This is a genomic window from Streptomyces sp. OfavH-34-F (assembly GCF_022347745.1).
Lineage (GTDB): Bacteria > Actinomycetota > Actinomycetes > Streptomycetales > Streptomycetaceae > Streptomyces.
Genome location: NZ_JAKRGC010000009.1, coordinates 15817 through 31856 on the forward strand (window position 1 = coordinate 15817; position 16040 = coordinate 31856).

Annotated in this window: 15 protein-coding genes and 1 riboswitch; of the genes, 12 read left to right on the top strand and 3 right to left on the bottom strand. The window is 72.0% G+C overall.

Features of this window, described 5'->3' with window-relative positions:
- The gene (locus MHW47_RS03565) at positions 1-3780 is read left to right on the top strand and encodes a tetratricopeptide repeat protein (RefSeq protein WP_239221120.1); all 3780 of its coding nucleotides are present in this window, start codon (positions 1-3) and stop codon (positions 3778-3780) included.
- A gap of 35 nt (positions 3781-3815) precedes the next feature.
- Positions 3816-4322, top strand: a complete 507-nt coding sequence (locus MHW47_RS03570) for a DUF4913 domain-containing protein (protein WP_239221121.1) — start codon at positions 3816-3818, stop codon at positions 4320-4322.
- A 25-nt stretch (positions 4323-4347) separates the two neighbouring features.
- Here MHW47_RS03570 and MHW47_RS03575 read toward each other — a convergent pair whose 3' ends face one another.
- Together MHW47_RS03575 and MHW47_RS03580 are read right to left on the bottom strand one after the other, a co-directional pair.
- Positions 4348-5742, bottom strand: a complete 1395-nt coding sequence (locus MHW47_RS03575) for a trehalose-6-phosphate synthase (RefSeq protein WP_239221122.1) — start codon at positions 5740-5742, stop codon at positions 4348-4350.
- A 64-nt stretch (positions 5743-5806) separates the two neighbouring features.
- The gene (locus MHW47_RS03580; protein ID WP_239221123.1) at positions 5807-6754 is read right to left on the bottom strand and encodes a glucosyl-3-phosphoglycerate synthase; all 948 of its coding nucleotides are present in this window, start codon (positions 6752-6754) and stop codon (positions 5807-5809) included.
- Between the two features lie 156 nt (positions 6755-6910).
- Positions 6911-7037: riboswitch (SAM riboswitch) on the top strand.
- Positions 7038-7054: 17 nt separating this feature from the next.
- Here MHW47_RS03580 and thrC point away from each other — a divergent pair.
- The 5 genes from thrC (at position 7055) to MHW47_RS03605 (ending at position 12072) form a co-directional block, all read left to right on the top strand.
- Positions 7055-8347, top strand: a complete 1293-nt coding sequence (gene thrC, locus MHW47_RS03585) for a threonine synthase (protein ID WP_239221124.1) — start codon at positions 7055-7057, stop codon at positions 8345-8347.
- A 29-nt stretch (positions 8348-8376) separates the two neighbouring features.
- Positions 8377-8655, top strand: coding sequence for a ubiquitin-like small modifier protein 1 (locus MHW47_RS03590; protein WP_239221125.1), 279 nt, complete (start codon positions 8377-8379; stop codon positions 8653-8655).
- Between the two features lie 409 nt (positions 8656-9064).
- Entirely contained in the window at positions 9065-9271 is a 207-nt protein-coding gene (locus MHW47_RS03595; RefSeq protein WP_003967346.1) for a cold-shock protein, read from the top strand.
- Between the two features lie 354 nt (positions 9272-9625).
- Complete coding sequence (groL, locus tag MHW47_RS03600) at positions 9626-11248, top strand: chaperonin GroEL (RefSeq protein ID WP_111336677.1); 1623 nt, start codon at positions 9626-9628, stop codon at positions 11246-11248.
- 191 nt (positions 11249-11439) lie between these two features.
- Entirely contained in the window at positions 11440-12072 is a 633-nt protein-coding gene (locus tag MHW47_RS03605; protein WP_239221126.1) for a 1,4-alpha-glucan branching protein, read from the top strand.
- Between the two features lie 12 nt (positions 12073-12084).
- Here MHW47_RS03605 and MHW47_RS03610 read toward each other — a convergent pair whose 3' ends face one another.
- Positions 12085-12501 (bottom strand): VOC family protein, encoded by a 417-nt coding sequence (locus MHW47_RS03610; RefSeq protein WP_239221171.1) that lies wholly within the window; start codon positions 12499-12501, stop codon positions 12085-12087.
- 76 nt (positions 12502-12577) lie between these two features.
- Between MHW47_RS03610 and MHW47_RS03615 the strand changes: the two genes are divergently transcribed.
- The 5 genes from MHW47_RS03615 to MHW47_RS03635 all read left to right on the top strand — a co-directional run bounded on the left by MHW47_RS03615 (position 12578) and on the right by MHW47_RS03635 (position 15957).
- Positions 12578-13183 (top strand): TetR/AcrR family transcriptional regulator, encoded by a 606-nt coding sequence (locus MHW47_RS03615; protein WP_239221127.1) that lies wholly within the window; start codon positions 12578-12580, stop codon positions 13181-13183.
- A gap of 110 nt (positions 13184-13293) precedes the next feature.
- On the top strand, positions 13294-13881 hold the full coding sequence (locus tag MHW47_RS03620; RefSeq protein ID WP_239221128.1) for a hypothetical protein: 588 nt from the start codon (positions 13294-13296) through the stop codon (positions 13879-13881).
- 121 nt (positions 13882-14002) lie between these two features.
- On the top strand, positions 14003-14410 hold the full coding sequence (locus MHW47_RS03625) for a hypothetical protein (RefSeq protein WP_239221129.1): 408 nt from the start codon (positions 14003-14005) through the stop codon (positions 14408-14410).
- Between the two features lie 139 nt (positions 14411-14549).
- On the top strand, positions 14550-14990 hold the full coding sequence (locus tag MHW47_RS03630; RefSeq protein ID WP_239221130.1) for a hypothetical protein: 441 nt from the start codon (positions 14550-14552) through the stop codon (positions 14988-14990).
- A gap of 76 nt (positions 14991-15066) precedes the next feature.
- On the top strand, positions 15067-15957 hold the full coding sequence (locus MHW47_RS03635) for an aminoglycoside phosphotransferase family protein (RefSeq protein WP_239221172.1): 891 nt from the start codon (positions 15067-15069) through the stop codon (positions 15955-15957).
- Positions 15958-16040 lie beyond the last annotated feature (83 nt).

The window sequence follows — 16040 nt, forward strand, 5'->3', positions numbered from 1 at the left end:
GTGAAGTTCGAACGCGTGGTGCAGGTACGGGGCGGGGGCGGACAGGGCTCCGGCTCCTTCGGTACCGGCTACCTGATCGCCCCCGGCCTCGTCCTCACCGCCGCCCACCTCCTGCGCACCGGGGACGGCGCACCGCTCACGTCCACCGTCACCTTCCCCGCCGACGGTGCCCCCGGCCCCCGGCCCGCCCGGACCCTCTGGCTCCGGTACGACGGCGCGGGCGGCGCCGTGGACGCCGCGCTCCTCGCGGTGACCGGTCCCGGGGCGCCGCGCACCCCGGACGCCGAGCCCCAGCGCTGGGGCGACCTCGTCACCCGGGCCGCCCGCCACCCCGTCGTCTCGTACGGCTACCCCCGCGGTCAGCGCGTGAAGCGCGACGGCGAAGCGCCCCTGCGCGCGGAGGAGCAGTTCGCCGGGCACATCCACCCCGGCACCGGCGCCGCCGCCCGCCGCTGGGAGCTGCTGAGCCGCGACCCGGTCCCCGCCTGGGACGAGGCCGCCCGGGTCTGGGCCGGCATGTCCGGCGCCCCCGTGTTCAGCGGGGACCTGCTGCTCGGCGTGGTCACCGCGGACCGCGACGCGGCGGCCGGCAGCAGGCTCGTCGCGACCCGCAGCAGCGAACTGCTCGCCGACGAGGGCTTCCGCGCCGCGCTGCGCACCGCCGCCCCGCCCGGCTGGGGCGATCCGGTCGCCGAACCCGCCGAACTCGTCCCGCTGCTGAGTCCGGCCGCCCCCGAACGCGACCTGCGCTCCCCGGCGATGCTGCTGCGCGCCGAGGTGGAGGCCACTCCCTTCCGGGGGCGGCTCACGGAGTGGGAGAGCCTGCGGGAGTGGTGCCTCGGCACGCCCGGCGCCGCCTCCCGGGGACTGGAGGTCCGGGTGCTCACCGGGCCCGGCGGGCAGGGCAAGAGCCGGATCGTGCGCCGGCTCGTCGCGGCCGTACGCAAGGAGCCCGGCTGGGTCGCCGGACTGCTCCGCAGCGATCTCACCGACGAGCACCTGCCGCCCCGCCACCCCGACCCGCGCTCCGACCACCCGCAGGGCGCCGCTCTGGACGCCCTCGGCGGCTGCCTGCGCGCCCTGCTCCTCGTCGTCGACTACGCGGAGACCCGGCCCCGCTGGATTCGGCGGCTCATCGACGCGGCCCGCGCGGCGGCCGGTGCCGGGCACCCCGTCCGGGTGCTGCTCGTCGCCCGCTCCTCCGGCGGCTGGCAGCGCGACCCCTACGACGCGGACGCCGCCACGCACGACCTCCTCGCCGACGCCCCGGCCACCGAACTCGGCCCGCTGGACGTCACCTCCGACTCGCGCCGGGCCGCCTTCGGCGCCGCGCTGCGCGGACTCGCGGAGCACCTGGGGCGCATCGAGGGGTACACGGACTGCGACTGGACCGCGCTCGCCGCGAGCACGCCCGTACCGGCCGACATGTCCGGGCGCCGTTACGCCACCGCGCTCAACGTCCAGATGGAGGCCCTGGTCGCCCTGCTCCAGCGGGGGCCCGCCCCGCTCGACGTGGTCCCCGGCGAGGCCGTCGAGATGACGCTGCTGCGGCACGAGGAGCGGTACTGGGAGCGCACCCTGGCGGCCGGGGGCGGACGGCCGCCGGCGATGCCGCTCATGCGCCGGGTCGTCGCCGCCGCGACCCTGTGCGGGGCCGCCGACGAGGACGAGGCGATGGCGGTCGTCGCCAGGATTCCGGCGATCGGCCGGGACCGGGAGTGGGAGCTGGCCGACGCGATCGGCCGGCTCTACCCCGGCAGCGGGGACAGCTACTGGGGGACGCTGCAACCCGACCGGGTCGCGGAGCACCAGGCGTCGCTGATGGTGGAGGAGGTCCCCAGGCTGCTCCCGGCGCTGATGGCGGACGCCACCCCCGCCCAGCAGGTGCAGGCGCTGACGGTGCTCACCAGGGCCGTCGTGGCGCACGCGAACGCCGGCCGCATCCGCCAGCGGGACGTCGTCCTGGACCGGCTGGGCACGCTGCTGGACCGGCAGCCGTTCACCGCCGAGGTGCTGCGGGACGCGGCAGCGGCCCTGCCGGAGGCGTCCGACGCGCTCACCCGGTTCGCGGCCCGGCTCACCGAACGGCTGGTCGAGCAGTACGACGACACCGGGGAAGGGGAGGCCGACCAGGACAAGCTCGCCTGGGCCCTGGCCGAGTGGGCCAAGCGCCGGGCCGGGCTGGGTGACTCGCGCCCGGCCGTGGCGGCCATGGAGAAGTCGGTGGCGGTCCGGCGTGAACTGGCGTCCGGCGGGGCGCCCGCCCAGCAACGCCTGCTCGCGGGCGCGGTGATCCGGCTGTCCGTCTACCAGTGGGACGTGGGCGACTGGCACGCGGCGCTCGCGCTCGTCGAGGAGGCCGTACGGCTGTGCCGGGGGCTGGAGCGCGACGGCACCGAGGCGGACCCCGCCCTGCTGGCCAGGGCCCTGAACTCACTGGCCGTCGCCTACGAGGAGATGGGGCGCGTACCCGAAGCGGTGGCCGCAGCGGAGGAGTCGGCCGCCCTGCGCGAGGAGCTGGCCCGGCACGATCCCTCGGCGGCGGGCCCCTACGCCTCGTCCCTGCGCACCCTCGCCACCTGCCGCACGGCTGTCGGGCAGGCCGACGAGGGCCGGGCCCTCGTGCAACGGGCCCTGGTCATCGAGCGCGGGCTCGCCGCGGAGAACCCGGATGCCCACGCGGACAGCCTGGCCCGCACGCTGAACAGCCTCTCCTGGCACTACTGGCGCGAAGGTGCCAACCCCGAGGGCATGCGGGCAGCCCTGGAGGAGGCGGTCGCCCTGCGCAGGCTGCAGGCGGCCGACAACCCGGACACGTACAACGACGCCCTGGCGCTGTGCCTGGTGAACCTGGCCACCGAGCAATCGGGGGAGGAGGCCCTGCGGATGCAGGACGAGGCGATCCGGCTCTACGCCACGCTGGCCGGCAGCCCCGCGCTGGTGCGGGCGCGGCGCCTGCGCCTGCCGTTCAGCAACCGGGCGTGGACGCTGCACGAGCTGGGCCGGGTGGACGAGGCGCTGGAGGCGATCGAGGAGGCGCTCGGCCACGGCCGGCTGCTCCACGGGGCCAACCCGGTGGGCCACGCGATCGACCTGGCCGACGACCTGTCGATGGCCGCCACGTTCTACCGCGCCGCCGGCCGCCCCGACGAGGAACGGGCCGCCTACGAGCAGCGGGTGGATGTGCTGCGCGCCCACGAACAGAGGCTCGCGGCCCTGAGCGGACCCGACGGCCGGTCCGCCGCCATGAGCGAGGTCAGAACCGCCGAGGCGCTGCACGACCTGGCCCTGGCGCTGCTGGAGCACGCGCGGCACGAAGAGGCACTGGCGGTCGCCGGTGAGGCGCTGGAGCGGTACGAGCGGCGCTGGCGCGCGGCACCCGAGCAGGAGCGTTTGGCGTACGTGGCGGGGCTTGGCGGCATGGCCTGGGTGCGGGAGCGCACCGGGCTGGGCGGCGACTCGGTGCCGCTGCGGGAACGGGCCGTCGCCCTGCTGCGCCCGGTGGCCCGGGACGACGCGGACACCCGGCTCCTGCTGGCCGTGCACCTGCTGGAGCTGGCCGAGGTTGTGGCGGCGCCCGGCGGCGTGCCGGACCTGCTGCGGTCGCTCCCCCTGTTCGCGGAGGCCGTGGAGCACCGGGCCCGGACGGCGGCGCGCCAGCCGGTGACGGACCCGCAACTGACCTCGGTGGCGACCCGCTGGGCGCAGACGCTGGAGGCCTGCGGACGGGCCGCCGAGGCGCGTGGCGTGCGCCATCGCTACGGACTGCCGGTGGCCTGACCACCGGCGTGACGACGAACGGGAAGGAGCGGTAGATGCCGCAGCAGCAGGGTGACGAGGACGAGGCCGCCGACCGGAGCGAGGCCGCTTCGATCCTGGGGGCGCCCAAGCCGATGGAGGCCGATGACGACACCGATCTGGTCTTCACGTCGCTGGACGCCTTCTACGACGAGTACCTGTCCCAGGTGGTGTGGAGGCGGGTGGACGGGGAGCACCTGGCCTGGTGCCCGGAGTGGTGGAGGCACCCGGAGGCCATCGTCCGGATCACCACCCTCTGGCGCGCCTTCGAATACCTGCGGCAGGACGTGAGCCTGGGCCTGTCCAACTGGTGGCTGCACCACGCCGATCCGCATCTCGCGGCCCTGATGGACCCGCGCACCGGGCCGTTCGTCCTCTGCTCGGGCCCCGGGGGCCACAGCGACGCGCTCGGCCCGCTGCCGGGCGAGCCTTCACCGCCGGAGTTGTGGGACCACCCGGTCTTCTCGCTGCACGCGACCGACCCGGACGCCGCCCCGGAGGCCGCCCCGGCACCGTGGGAGTGACCGGCGACCGCCGCTCACCCGCCCCCTAGTCCCGCCGCAGCGCCTCCAGCTGGTCCAGGAACCACTGCTGCGGCGGGAGCGCCGTCGCCGCCTCGGCCAGGCGCTCCGAGCGGGCCGCGCGTACGTCGTCCGGCAGCGTCAGCGCCTCGTGGAGCGCGGTCGCCGTGGCCGTGACGTCGTACGGGTTGACCGTGAAGGCGTGCTCGCCCAGCTCCTCGTAGGCGCCGGCCTCGCGGGAGAGGACCAGGGCGCAGCCCTCGTCGGAGACGACCGGGACCTCCTTGGCGACCAGGTTCATGCCGTCCCGGATCGGGTTGACCAGCGCCACGTCGGCCAGCCGGTACGCGGCGAGCGAGCGGGCGAAGTCGTCCTTGACGTGCAGGACGACCGGGGTCCAGTCCGCCGTGCCGTACGTCTTGTTGATCGCGTCGGCGACCTGCTGGACCTCCGCGGTGTACTCCCGGTAGACCGCGAGGTCCTGCCGCGAGGGGTAGGCGAACGCGACGTGCACGACGCGTTCGCGCCACTCGGGGTGCTCGTCGAGCAGGGCGCGGTAGGCGTGCAGGCCGCGGACGATGTTCTTGGACAGCTCCGTGCGGTCCACCCGGACGATGGTGCGCCGGTCCGGTCCGATCTGGGCGCGCAGCGACTCCATCCGCTCGTCCACGTCCGCCTCGTGCGCGCGGCGGCGCAGGAATCCGGCGTCGGCGCCCAGGCCGTGCACGCCGATGCGGGTGCGTCCGGTGCCGCCCAGGATCTCCGTGCAGCAGCCGATGAAGGCGTCCGACCAGCGGCGGGTCAGGAAGGCGGCGCGGTCGGCGCCGAGGATGCCGCGCAGCAGTTGTTCGGCGATGTCGTCGGGGAGCAGCCGGAAGTAGTCGACGGGGGCCCACGGGGTGTGCGAGAAGTGGCCGATGCGCAGGTCGGGGCGGAGTTCGCGGAGCATGCCGGGGACCAGCGAGAGGTGGTAGTCCTGCACCAGGACGGCCGCGCCCTCGCCCGCCTCCTCGGCGAGCGCTTCGGCGAAGGCCCGGTTGTATGCCTCGTAGGAGGCCCACTGCCTGCGGAACTCCGCGTCGAAGACGGGCTCGACGGGCGTCTGGTACAGCATGTGGTGGACGAACCAGAGCACGGAGTTGGCGATGCCGTTGTACGCGTCGGCGTGCGTCCCGGCGTCGATGTCCAGCATGCGGACGCCCGGTTCGCCGACTCCGCGCCGCACCGCCTCGCGGTCGCCGTTGCCGAGGGCCGCGCAGACCCACATCTTGTCGTCGACGGCGCTGAGGCCGGAGACGAGTCCGCCTCCGCCCCGTTTCGCTTCGAGTGAGCCGTCCTCGCGCAGTGCGTACGACACCGGGCCGCGGTTGGACGCGACGAGGACCTGGGCAGCGGGCTGGTGGGGGGCGTGCTCGGAGACCATGGCCGGAATCTAGCCCGAACCTCAACCGTCCAAACGTGCGAAGTCGGACGGAGCGGGGTCGTGATCACGCCGCGCGGCGGGCGATGTACTCCTCGATCTCCCGCATCGGCGGCCTCTCCTGCGTGTCCACGGGGTAGGTGTGCGGCACGAATCCGTGCGGCCCGCGCTCGAACTGGGTGAGCGAGGGGCGGACCAGATGGCCCCGCGAGAGCCGTACCTGCGCGGTGCGGTAGATGGCGGCGGCCATCCGGCCCAGGGCCTGCCCGTCCTGGTGCCGGTGGACGCGGCGGCCGACGTCCACCTGGGCGAGCGCGTCCAGGCCCACGGTGTGCAGCGCGTCCACGAGCAGGCCCAGCTCGACCCCGTACCCGACCGGGAAGGGCAGCCGTTCCAGCAGCGAGCGGCGGACCGCGTACTCGCCGCCCAGCGGCTGGACGAAGCCCGCGAGCAGCGGCCAGTGCAGGTTCAGCAGGGGCCGGGCGACCAGCTCGGTGACGCGGCCGCCCTGGCCGTCGGCGTCGCCGAGCGGGCGGTCGTACATCGCCTTGACGAACTGCACCTCGGGGTCGGCGAGCAGCGGGGCGACGATCCCGGAGACGAAGTCCGCCGAGAAGTCCCGCAGGTCGGCGTCGATGAAGCACACGATGTCGCCGCCGGTGACCAGGAGCGAGCGCCACAGCACCTCGCCCTTGCCGGGGACGGCCGGCACGCGGGGCAGGATCGCGTCCCGGTGGACCACGCGGGCGCCCGCCCGGCGCGCGACCTCGGCGGTGGCGTCCGTGGAACCGGAGTCGATCACCACCAGTTCGTCCACCAGCCGGACCTTCTCCATCAGCTCGCGCCGGATCGTCGCGACGATGTCGCCGACGGTCGCCGCCTCGTTCAGCGCGGGCAGGACGACGCTCACGCCCGTGCCCTGCGCACCGCACGCGGCGGCCTGCGCACTCGCCGGCGGGTGGTCGGCGGCCGACCAGGAACGCCTGGTCAGCCAGCGTTCGACCTCTTCGAGCACGGTCGGTACTCCCTGTATGTGATCCATCTCGCGGTATGGACGACTATCTCAACCGTCCGCTCCTTCGGTTACAGTCTTGAACAACGCGGACGACCATCGCATGCCGGGGTCGATCCGCCGACAAACGCTCGGATCCTGTGTGATCCGGTGCCACAGCGCTCATCCAGAGGGACAGAGGGAACGGCCCGTTGAAGTCCCGGCAACCCTCCTGCCGACCGCGAGGTCCGGTGGGGAAGGTGCCAATTCCGTCTCGCGGCGAAACGCGCCGTGAGGAAGATGAGGAGAAAGGGCCTCGCCATCATGGCTGTTGAGACTGTCGCAGCATCTGCCGAATCCACCGTCGACCTCGGTCCCGCCGCAGCGCTTTCGTGCCGCGAATGCGGTGAGAGGTTCGCCCTCGGCCCCATCTTCGCCTGTGCGTCCTGTTTCGGGCCGCTCGAAGTGGCGTACGACCTGCCGAGCGGCTCGCCCGAGGAGCTGAAGAAGCGCATCGAGGCCGGCCCGAACAACATCTGGCGTTACGCGCCGCTGCTGCCGGTGCCCGCCGATGTCGCGGACAAGCCCAATCTCAACCCCGGCTTCACCAAGCTGGTCAAGGCCGACAACCTCGCCCGCGAGCTGGGCGTCACCGGTGGCCTGTACGTCAAGGACGACTCGGGCAACCCGACGCACTCCTTCAAGGACCGCGTCGTCGCGATCGCCGTCGAGGCCGCCCGCGCCTTCGGCTTCACCACGCTCTCCTGCTCCTCCACCGGCAACCTCGCCGGCGCGGTCGGCGCCGCCGCCTCCCGGGCCGGACTGCGCTCCTGCGTGTTCATCCCGCACGACCTGGAGCAGGGCAAGGTCGTCATGGCCGCGGTGTACGGCGGTGAGCTGGTCGGCATCGAGGGCAACTACGACGACGTCAACCGCTTCTGCTCCGAGCTGATCGGCGACCCGCTGGGCGAGGGCTGGGGCTTCGTCAACGTGAACCTGCGCCCGTACTACGGCGAGGGCTCCAAGACGCTGGCGTACGAGATCTGCGAGCAGCTCGGCTGGCGGCTGCCCGACCAGATCGTCATCCCGATCGCCTCCGGCTCGCAGCTCACGAAGATCGACAAGGGCCTCCAGGAGCTGATCAAGCTCGGGCTGGTCGAGGACAAGCCGTACAAGATCTTCGGCGCCCAGGCCGAGGGCTGCTCCCCGGTCTCCACGGCGTTCAAGGCCGGTCACGACGTGGTGCGCCCGCAGAAGCCGAACACCATCGCCAAGTCCCTGGCGATCGGCAACCCGGCCGACGGCCCGTACGTCCTGGACATCGCCCGCCGCACGGGCGGTGCGGTGGAGGACGTGAACGACGAGCAGGTCGTGGACGCCATCAAGCTGCTGGCCCGCACCGAGGGCATCTTCGCCGAGACGGCGGGCGGGGTGACGGTCGGCGTCACGAAGAAGCTGATCGAGGCCGGTCTGCTCGACCCGGCGCTCACCACCGTCGTCCTGAACACCGGTGACGGCCTCAAGACGCTGGACGCGGTGGCCGACACCTCGCAGGCGACCGCCACCATCCGCCCGAGCCTCGACGCCTTCCGCGCCGCCGGCCTCGCCACCAGCTGACCACCCGAGACTTCAGGAAGGCACCCGCCATGAGCGTCAAGGTCCGTATCCCCACCATCCTCCGCACCTACACGGGCGGCCAGGCCGAGGTCCCGGCCGAGGGCGCGACCGTCTCCGAGGTCATCGCCTCGCTGGAGCAGAACCACCCCGGCATCGGCGCCCGCGTCCTGGACGACCAGGGCAACCTCCGCCGGTTCGTCAACGTGTACGTGAACGACGACGACGTCCGCTTCGAGGGCGGCCTGGAAGCGGCCACCCCGGACGGCGCCAACATCTCGATCATCCCCGCCGTCGCCGGCGGCTGCTGACCCCCGGGCCGGCCGCCCCGGCTCCGGCCCTGGCGCCAGCCCTGGCTCCGGTCCGGCTCCGGCTGCGCAGTGTCACGTCAATTGCCCCCTCCGCGAGAGAAGCGGAGGGGGCAATTCTGCATGGTTGAGCGGGGTAGAGTGTGGGAAGTCCCCTCCGCTGCCCGTGCCCCCCGCATATGAGAATGCGCCGCCGCACGACCAGAAGCAGCCAAAGTGCCTGAACCTCTTGCGCCATAAGTCACCTTTGCCTGGCCCGACTTGCCCCGCAATTTCGCCAATTCCCCATATTCGGGCGTTCGGTGCTGCGCAGAATTGTCGTCCGATTGACCTGTTGCAGAGGGCAGTTGGGCAGATACATTCAGCCGCGGTCGGCGCGTTCCGGCGCACACACGTAATAGGGGAGTTAGGCATGGCTCAGGGCACCGTCAAGTGGTTCAACGCGGAGAAGGGATACGGCTTCATCGCGGTCGACGGTGGTGCGGATGTATTCGTCCACTACAGCGCGATCCAGATGGACGGCTACCGCACCCTTGAAGAGGGTCAGCGAGTCGAGTTCGAGATCTCGCAGGGCCAGAAGGGGCCGCAGGCGGACATGGTCAAGCTCGCCGTCGGCTGAGCCCGGCACGACACGTCGGCCACGACGCACGCACCTGTGAAGGGTCCGTACCGCGACGGTACGGACCCTTCGCGCGTGCCCGCGCGCCCGCGCGCGCGAGGGGATGGGGTGGGCCGGCGTGAGCGGGCTGGAGGGGGCGAGCTGTCCACACTCCGGCCGGAGGCGCTTGCACTCTCGGGGGTCGAGTGCTAATCATTGGGCTTAGCACTCTCCAGGTGAGAGTGACAGAATTTTGGACCGGGCCGGTGAGGCCCGCACGCGGGGCGGGGAAGGAACCGCCCGGCACGCAGGCCGTCCGTCGCGGGCGCCACTCGGTCCGGAGCAATCCACCCCTGTCCGGGAGGACCACTTCACATGGCCAAGATCATCGCGTTCGACGAGGAGGCCCGGCGCGGTCTCGAGCGCGGCATGAACCAGCTCGCCGACGCCGTCAAGGTCACCCTTGGCCCCAAGGGTCGCAACGTCGTCCTCGAGAAGAAGTGGGGCGCCCCCACGATCACCAACGATGGTGTGTCCATCGCCAAGGAGATCGAGCTGGAGGACCCGTACGAGAAGATCGGTGCGGAGCTGGTCAAGGAGGTCGCCAAGAAGACGGACGACGTCGCCGGCGACGGTACGACCACCGCCACCGTTCTCGCTCAGGCGCTCGTCCGCGAGGGTCTGCGCAACGTGGCCGCGGGTGCGAACCCGATGGCTCTCAAGCGGGGCATCGAGAAGGCCGTCGAGGCCGTCTCCGCCGCCCTCCTGGAGCAGGCCAAGGACGTGGAGACCAAGGAGCAGATCGCTTCGACCGCCTCCATCTCCGCCGCCGACACCCAGATCGGCGAGCTGATCGCCGAGGCCATGGACAAGGTCGGCAAGGAAGGCGTCATCACCGTCGAGGAGTCCCAGACCTTCGGTCTGGAGCTGGAGCTCACCGAGGGTATGCGCTTCGACAAGGGCTACATCTCGGCGTACTTCGCCACCGACATGGAGCGCATGGAGTCGTCCCTGGACGACCCGTACATCCTGATCGTCAACTCCAAGGTCAGCAACGTGAAGGACCTCCTTCCGCTGCTGGAGAAGGTCATGCAGTCCGGCAAGCCGCTGCTGATCATCGCCGAGGACGTCGAGGGCGAGGCCCTGTCGACCCTGGTCGTCAACAAGATCCGCGGCACCTTCAAGTCCGTCGCCGTCAAGGCCCCGGGCTTCGGCGACCGCCGCAAGGCCATGCTCGGCGACATCGCCATCCTCACGGGCGGCACCGTCATCTCCGAGGAGGTCGGCCTCAAGCTGGAGAACGCCGGTCTCGACCTGCTCGGCCGCGCCCGCAAGGTCGTCATCACCAAGGACGAGACGACGATCGTCGACGGCGCCGGTGACAGCGACCAGGTCCAGGGCCGCGTCAACCAGATCCGTGCCGAGATCGAGAACTCCGACTCGGACTACGACCGCGAGAAGCTCCAGGAGCGTCTGGCGAAGCTGGCCGGCGGCGTGGCCGTCATCAAGGCCGGTGCCGCCACCGAGGTCGAGCTCAAGGAGCGCAAGCACCGCATCGAGGACGCGGTGCGCAACGCCAAGGCCGCCGTCGAGGAGGGCATCGTCGCCGGTGGTGGCGTGGCTCTGCTCCAGGCCTCGGCCGTCTTCGAGAAGCTGGAGCTCGAGGGTGACGAGGCGACCGGCGCCAACGCCGTGAAGCTCGCCCTGGAGGCCCCGCTCAAGCAGATCGCCGTCAACGGTGGTCTCGAGGGTGGCGTCGTCGTGGAGAAGGTCCGCAACCTGGCCGTCGGCCACGGCCTGAACGCCGCGACCGGCGAGTACGTCGACATGATCGCCGAGGGCATCCTCGACCCGGCGAAGGTCACGCGCTCCGCGCTGCAGAACGCCGCGTCGATCGCCGCGCTGTTCCTCACCACCGAGGCCGTCATCGCCGACAAGCCGGAGAAGGCCGCCGCGGCCGCTCCGGGCGGCATGCCGGGCGGTGACATGGACTTCTGATCCTGACGGATCGGAATTCCGGCAGTACCAAGACACCGGCCCCCGGGGACTCGTCCCCGGGGGCCGGTGTCGTGCTGTGCGGGTGTCGCCCGTCCGGCCGGCCGTCATAGGGTCGGGGCGTGCGGGTTCGGCGACCGGACCTGCCCGGACAGGAATCCGTCGTTCGTACGACTCGTGGGAGAGCTTCCGGTATGTCTGTCATCCATCGCACCACCCTGGCTCCGACCAAGCTCGAACTGCTTGCCGAGTGGCTGCCGACCCGCCCCTGGTACGTGGGTTCCCCGCGTCCGGAGCTGGACCGGTCCGGCGGGTTCCGGCTGGACGATCCGCAGGGGGAGGTGGGCATGGAGTTCATGGTGGTCACCGACACCTCGGGCGAGGAGCCGACCGCGTACTTCGTGCCGCTCACCTACCGGGGCGCCGCGCTCGACGGGGCGCAGGACGCGCTCGTCGGGACGACCGAGCACGGGGTGCTGGGGAAGCGGTGGGTGTACGACGGGTTCCACGACCCGGTCCTGACGGCGCAGCTCCTCGCCCTGCTCGACGGCCGCGCCGAGCCTCAGGCCCAGAGCGTCAGCGACACCCCGGACCCGAGCATCGAACGCGCGTGCACGGTCAGTCCGTTGGGCTCCGCCACCGGCCGGGCCGCGGACGGCCCCGACGGCACGGACCTCGCCCTCACGGACGGTCCCGTCCTCCACGTCAACCGCGTCCTGCGCCCCGGCTCCCTCCCGGAGGGCGCGGCGGGCCACGTCTCGGGCCCGTGGCGTACGCCGGACGACGAGGGGGTCCGGGGCGTCTTCGCGGTCCTGCGCCCGGCGTGACCGCCGGGGCCGTCAGCCGGTGACGTACTGGTCGCGGTACTCCTCCGTGGGGGTGATCGGGGTGATGACGTCGATCAGGACGCCGTTGGGGTCGGACACGATGAAGTGGCGCTGGCCGAAGTCCTCGCTGCGCAGTTCGAGGACGGGGGGCAGGCCCTCGGCGGTGACGAGGCGGTCCCATTCGGCGTCCACGTCCTCCACCTCGAAGTTGAGGAGCAGGCCCTGCGCGGGGACGCGGTGGCCGGCGGGGACCGTGGGGTGGGTGTGGTCGAGGAGGGCGAGTTCGTAGCCGGGGGCTTCGGGGCGGCGGAGGCTGACGTACCAGTCGGCCTCGAAGGTCGTCTCGAACCCGAGGAGGCGGGTGTAGAAGGCGTGGGACTCGCGCAGCTTCGCGGTGCCGATCACGGGATAGAAGCCGGTCAGCTTCATGGCAGGACCCTTTCGCATACCATCAGTATGTGAAAGACGCTATTCACATACCTTCGGTATGTCAATGAGGAGTGCGATGCGACAGGACGGCATCCGGGCGCAGCAGCGGGAGCAGACCAGGCAGGCGTTGCTGCGGGAGGGGCGGCGCCTGTTCTCGGCCGGCGGGTACGGGGCAGTGGGCCTGGCGGAGATCGTGGGGGCGGCCGGGGTGACCAAGGGGGCGCTGTATCACCACTTCACGGGCAAGGCGGACCTGTTCCGCGCGGTCGTGGAAGAGGTGCAGCAGGAGGTCGGCCGGCGGGTGGCCGGGGCGGCCGACGCCCATGACGACCCGTGGGACCAGTTCACCGCCGGCTGCCAGGAGTTCCTGACCGCGACCACGGACCCGGAGATCCAGCGCGTCATGCTGGTGGACGGGCCCGCGGTGCTGGGGTGGAGCGAGTGGCGGGCGATGGACGAGGCCGCCTCGGCGCGCCATCTCGCCGACGCGCTGTCCTCCTTGATCGACGCGGGGATCATCGCCCCGCAGCCCGTCGCGCCCCTGGTCCACCTGTTGTCCGGCGCGATGAACGAGGCGGCCCTCTGGCTCGCGTCCTCGTCCTCGGGCCCGGAGGATCTGGCCCGCACCCGAGCGGCGCTGGCGCGACTGCTCCAAGCCCTGCGCGGCCCGGTGAGAGCGTGATACGCGCAGCGGCCGGTTGGCCGCACCGGGTCGTGCGGGTGGTTGCCCTGGCGGTCTTCTGCCTGGGGTGTCTGAGCGCGATGTCCGCCGTGTGTCCCCGGAACGTGGGGATGGACGAGTTCCGGGGCGATGTGCGGGGCGGGCGGGTGGACACCGTGCATGTGGTCTACGTGTCTCCGGTGGAGGTCCAGGCGCGGTGGTCCGTGGGGCTGTTGGGGGACAAGGCGGTGACGTACCGCTTCGAGGAGCTGGGGGGCGGGGTCGAGGAGGAGTTCATCGCGCTGGCCCGGGCGGAACTCGGTCCGGCGGGCGAGGGCGTGACCTTCGATGCGGTGGACCCGCTGGCCGGCCTCGGTGGGCTCTCCGTGCTGGTGCCGGTGCTGTACTGGCGGTTCATCGAGCCCGGCCTGCTCCAGTGGGCGGTGCTGGCGGTGTTCCTGGGCGTGCTCGTGGACGCCTGCTTCCGGAGTTCTCTGCGGACTGTGAATGCCGGGTACTGGTTGGTGGCGTGCGTGCTCACGGGGTCGGGGGCGCAGGCGTACCTCTGGTCGGAGCCCGCCTCGCTGCGGCGGGCGGGCGGCACGGTGGCCGCTTCCCGGATCTCGGGGCTCGGCGTGGTCGCGAGGACGCTGCTCTGGTCGGGGGCGACGCTGCTCGCGGGGTGGGTCGTGCTGCGGGGGCTGCCGTGGGGGCGCTGAGCCCCGCCACAGGGCGGTAGGCGCCAGGGTCGGTTGGCCGAATACGGGCTGTCGGATGCGGTTCCGGGCTGATCGGACGTCAGGATGGGTACCATCCGGATGCGTTGTGGCAGGGGTGACGGTGGAGCAGGCAGACATGCTGGGGTACGGGGCGCTGGGCGGCCTGTTCATCTCCGGGTTGACGATGTTCCGCTATTTGCAGGGCGAGCAGATCTGGCCCTGGCACGCACCGGGCGGAGTGACGTTCAAGATCTGGCTCACCATCGAGATCCTGCGCACGGGGCTGGGGGCCGGAGTAGCCTGGGTGCTGGCCATTTCCGGACCTCTGAGTGCTTTTGGCGCGGTTCTGGCGGGGGCGGGGGCTCCTGCCATCATCGACAAGTGGGGCCGTGCGGCGCCCAAGGAGATCGCCCTGGAACCCGTCTACGACATCCCCCCGCAGCAGCAAGGCGCGGGAGCGCAGTCAGCTCAACCCGGCGGGGCCCAGGGGGCTCCGCCGAACGTGGCAAGTGGAGGTGGCAGTGTCTAAGTCGACGCTCGACTCGATTTGGTCCGCTTTTACCCACAGCGGGCCGAGCTACCGCGTGGCCTCCCACGCGCAGTCGTCGCGAGACGGTTCGACCCTGGTGAGCGCGTTGACGCGCAGCGGGCCGAGTTACGAGGTCGGGATGACGCGCAAGCTGTCCCCCGCGGACGCGGACGTCATCCTGGACGAGGAGATCGCGCCGCTCGTCATGTCCATCCGCCCCCTCCTCGCGAAGGTCAAGGTGGAGGTCGGGCAGCTCGACCGGGACAAGCCCGAGGCGAGCTGCGAGCATCTGGCCGAGATCCAGCGGCTCCTGGGGCATATGATCGAGTTGATCGAACTCGACTACATCGAGATGACGAACCGGTTCAGGCGCTGCCTCGATCCGTTCGCCCTCGGGGAGCACTACCGGGTCTGGAACCAGCGACGCCAGATGCTGGGAATCGCCCGTGCGGCGCGGGGTGTTCGGGAGACGGCTGCGGAAGCGGTGCTGGAACTGCGCCGTACGGGCATCAGTTCGCCGACCGTCGGTACGTTCTTCGATCGCCTGAACGTGGCGACGACCAGTCTCATGGCAGCCTAGAACCGGCCGTTCTGCCGGCGTCATCGTTCCGTCGCCGCCTGGCTGTCAACCTTTCGAAGGGCCTGCGCGCGTGGCGATGCACGATGACCAAGTGGAGCTGACCGTCGATGTCGTCGCCGCCCTGGTCCGGGAGCAGTTCCCGCAGTGGGGTGGCGAGCGGATTCGGCCGCTCGCGTCGACCGGAACGGTGAACGGCATCTTCCGGATCGGGGAGGGCCTTTCTGCGAGGTTCCCACTGCGCCTTGTCGAGGCCGACGAGGCGCAGCGCGTGCTGGAGCGGGAGGCCCGCGCGAGCGCGGAGTTGGCGGCGGTCTCTCCGTTCCCGGTGCCGGAGCCCGTGGCGCTGGGGGAGCCCGGGGCGGGGTATCCCATGCCGTGGGCGGTGCAGACGTGGCTGCCGGGGGTGGTGGCCTTCGAGGCCGATCCGGGCGGGTCGGGGGCGTTCGCCGAGGACCTGGCGGCCTTCATCACGGCCCTGCGCGCCGCCGATACGCGCGGCCGGGTCTTCGACGGGGACAACCGGGGCGGCGTCCTCACGGATCACGACGCGTGGGTGGCGCGGTGCTTCGAGGAGAGCGAGGGGCTGCTCGACGTGCCCCGGCTGCGCCGGATGTGGGGCGAGCTGCGGGAGTTGCCGCGTAAGGCGCCCGATGTGATGAGCCACGGGGACCTGATCCCCGGCAATGTGCTGGTCGGGGGAGGCCGGCTCGGCGGGGTACTGGACACGGGCGGCTTCGGACCGGCCGATCCGGCGCTGGATCTGGTCGGGGCGTGGCACCTGTTGCAGGCGGGGCCGCGTGATGTGCTCCGCCGGGCCCTGGGCTGCGACGAGTTGGAGTGGGAACGCGGCAAGGCGTGGGCGTTCGAGCAGGCGATGGGGCTCGTCTGGTACTACGCGGAGAGCAACCCGCAGATGAGCGCGATGGGGCGCCGGACGCTGGACCGCATCCTGGAGGCGACGGCCTGACAACGTTCCCCGCCTTCCCCCCCCCCCCCCCCCCCCCCCCCCCCCCCCCCCCCCCCCCCCCCCCCCCCCCCCCACCCCCCACA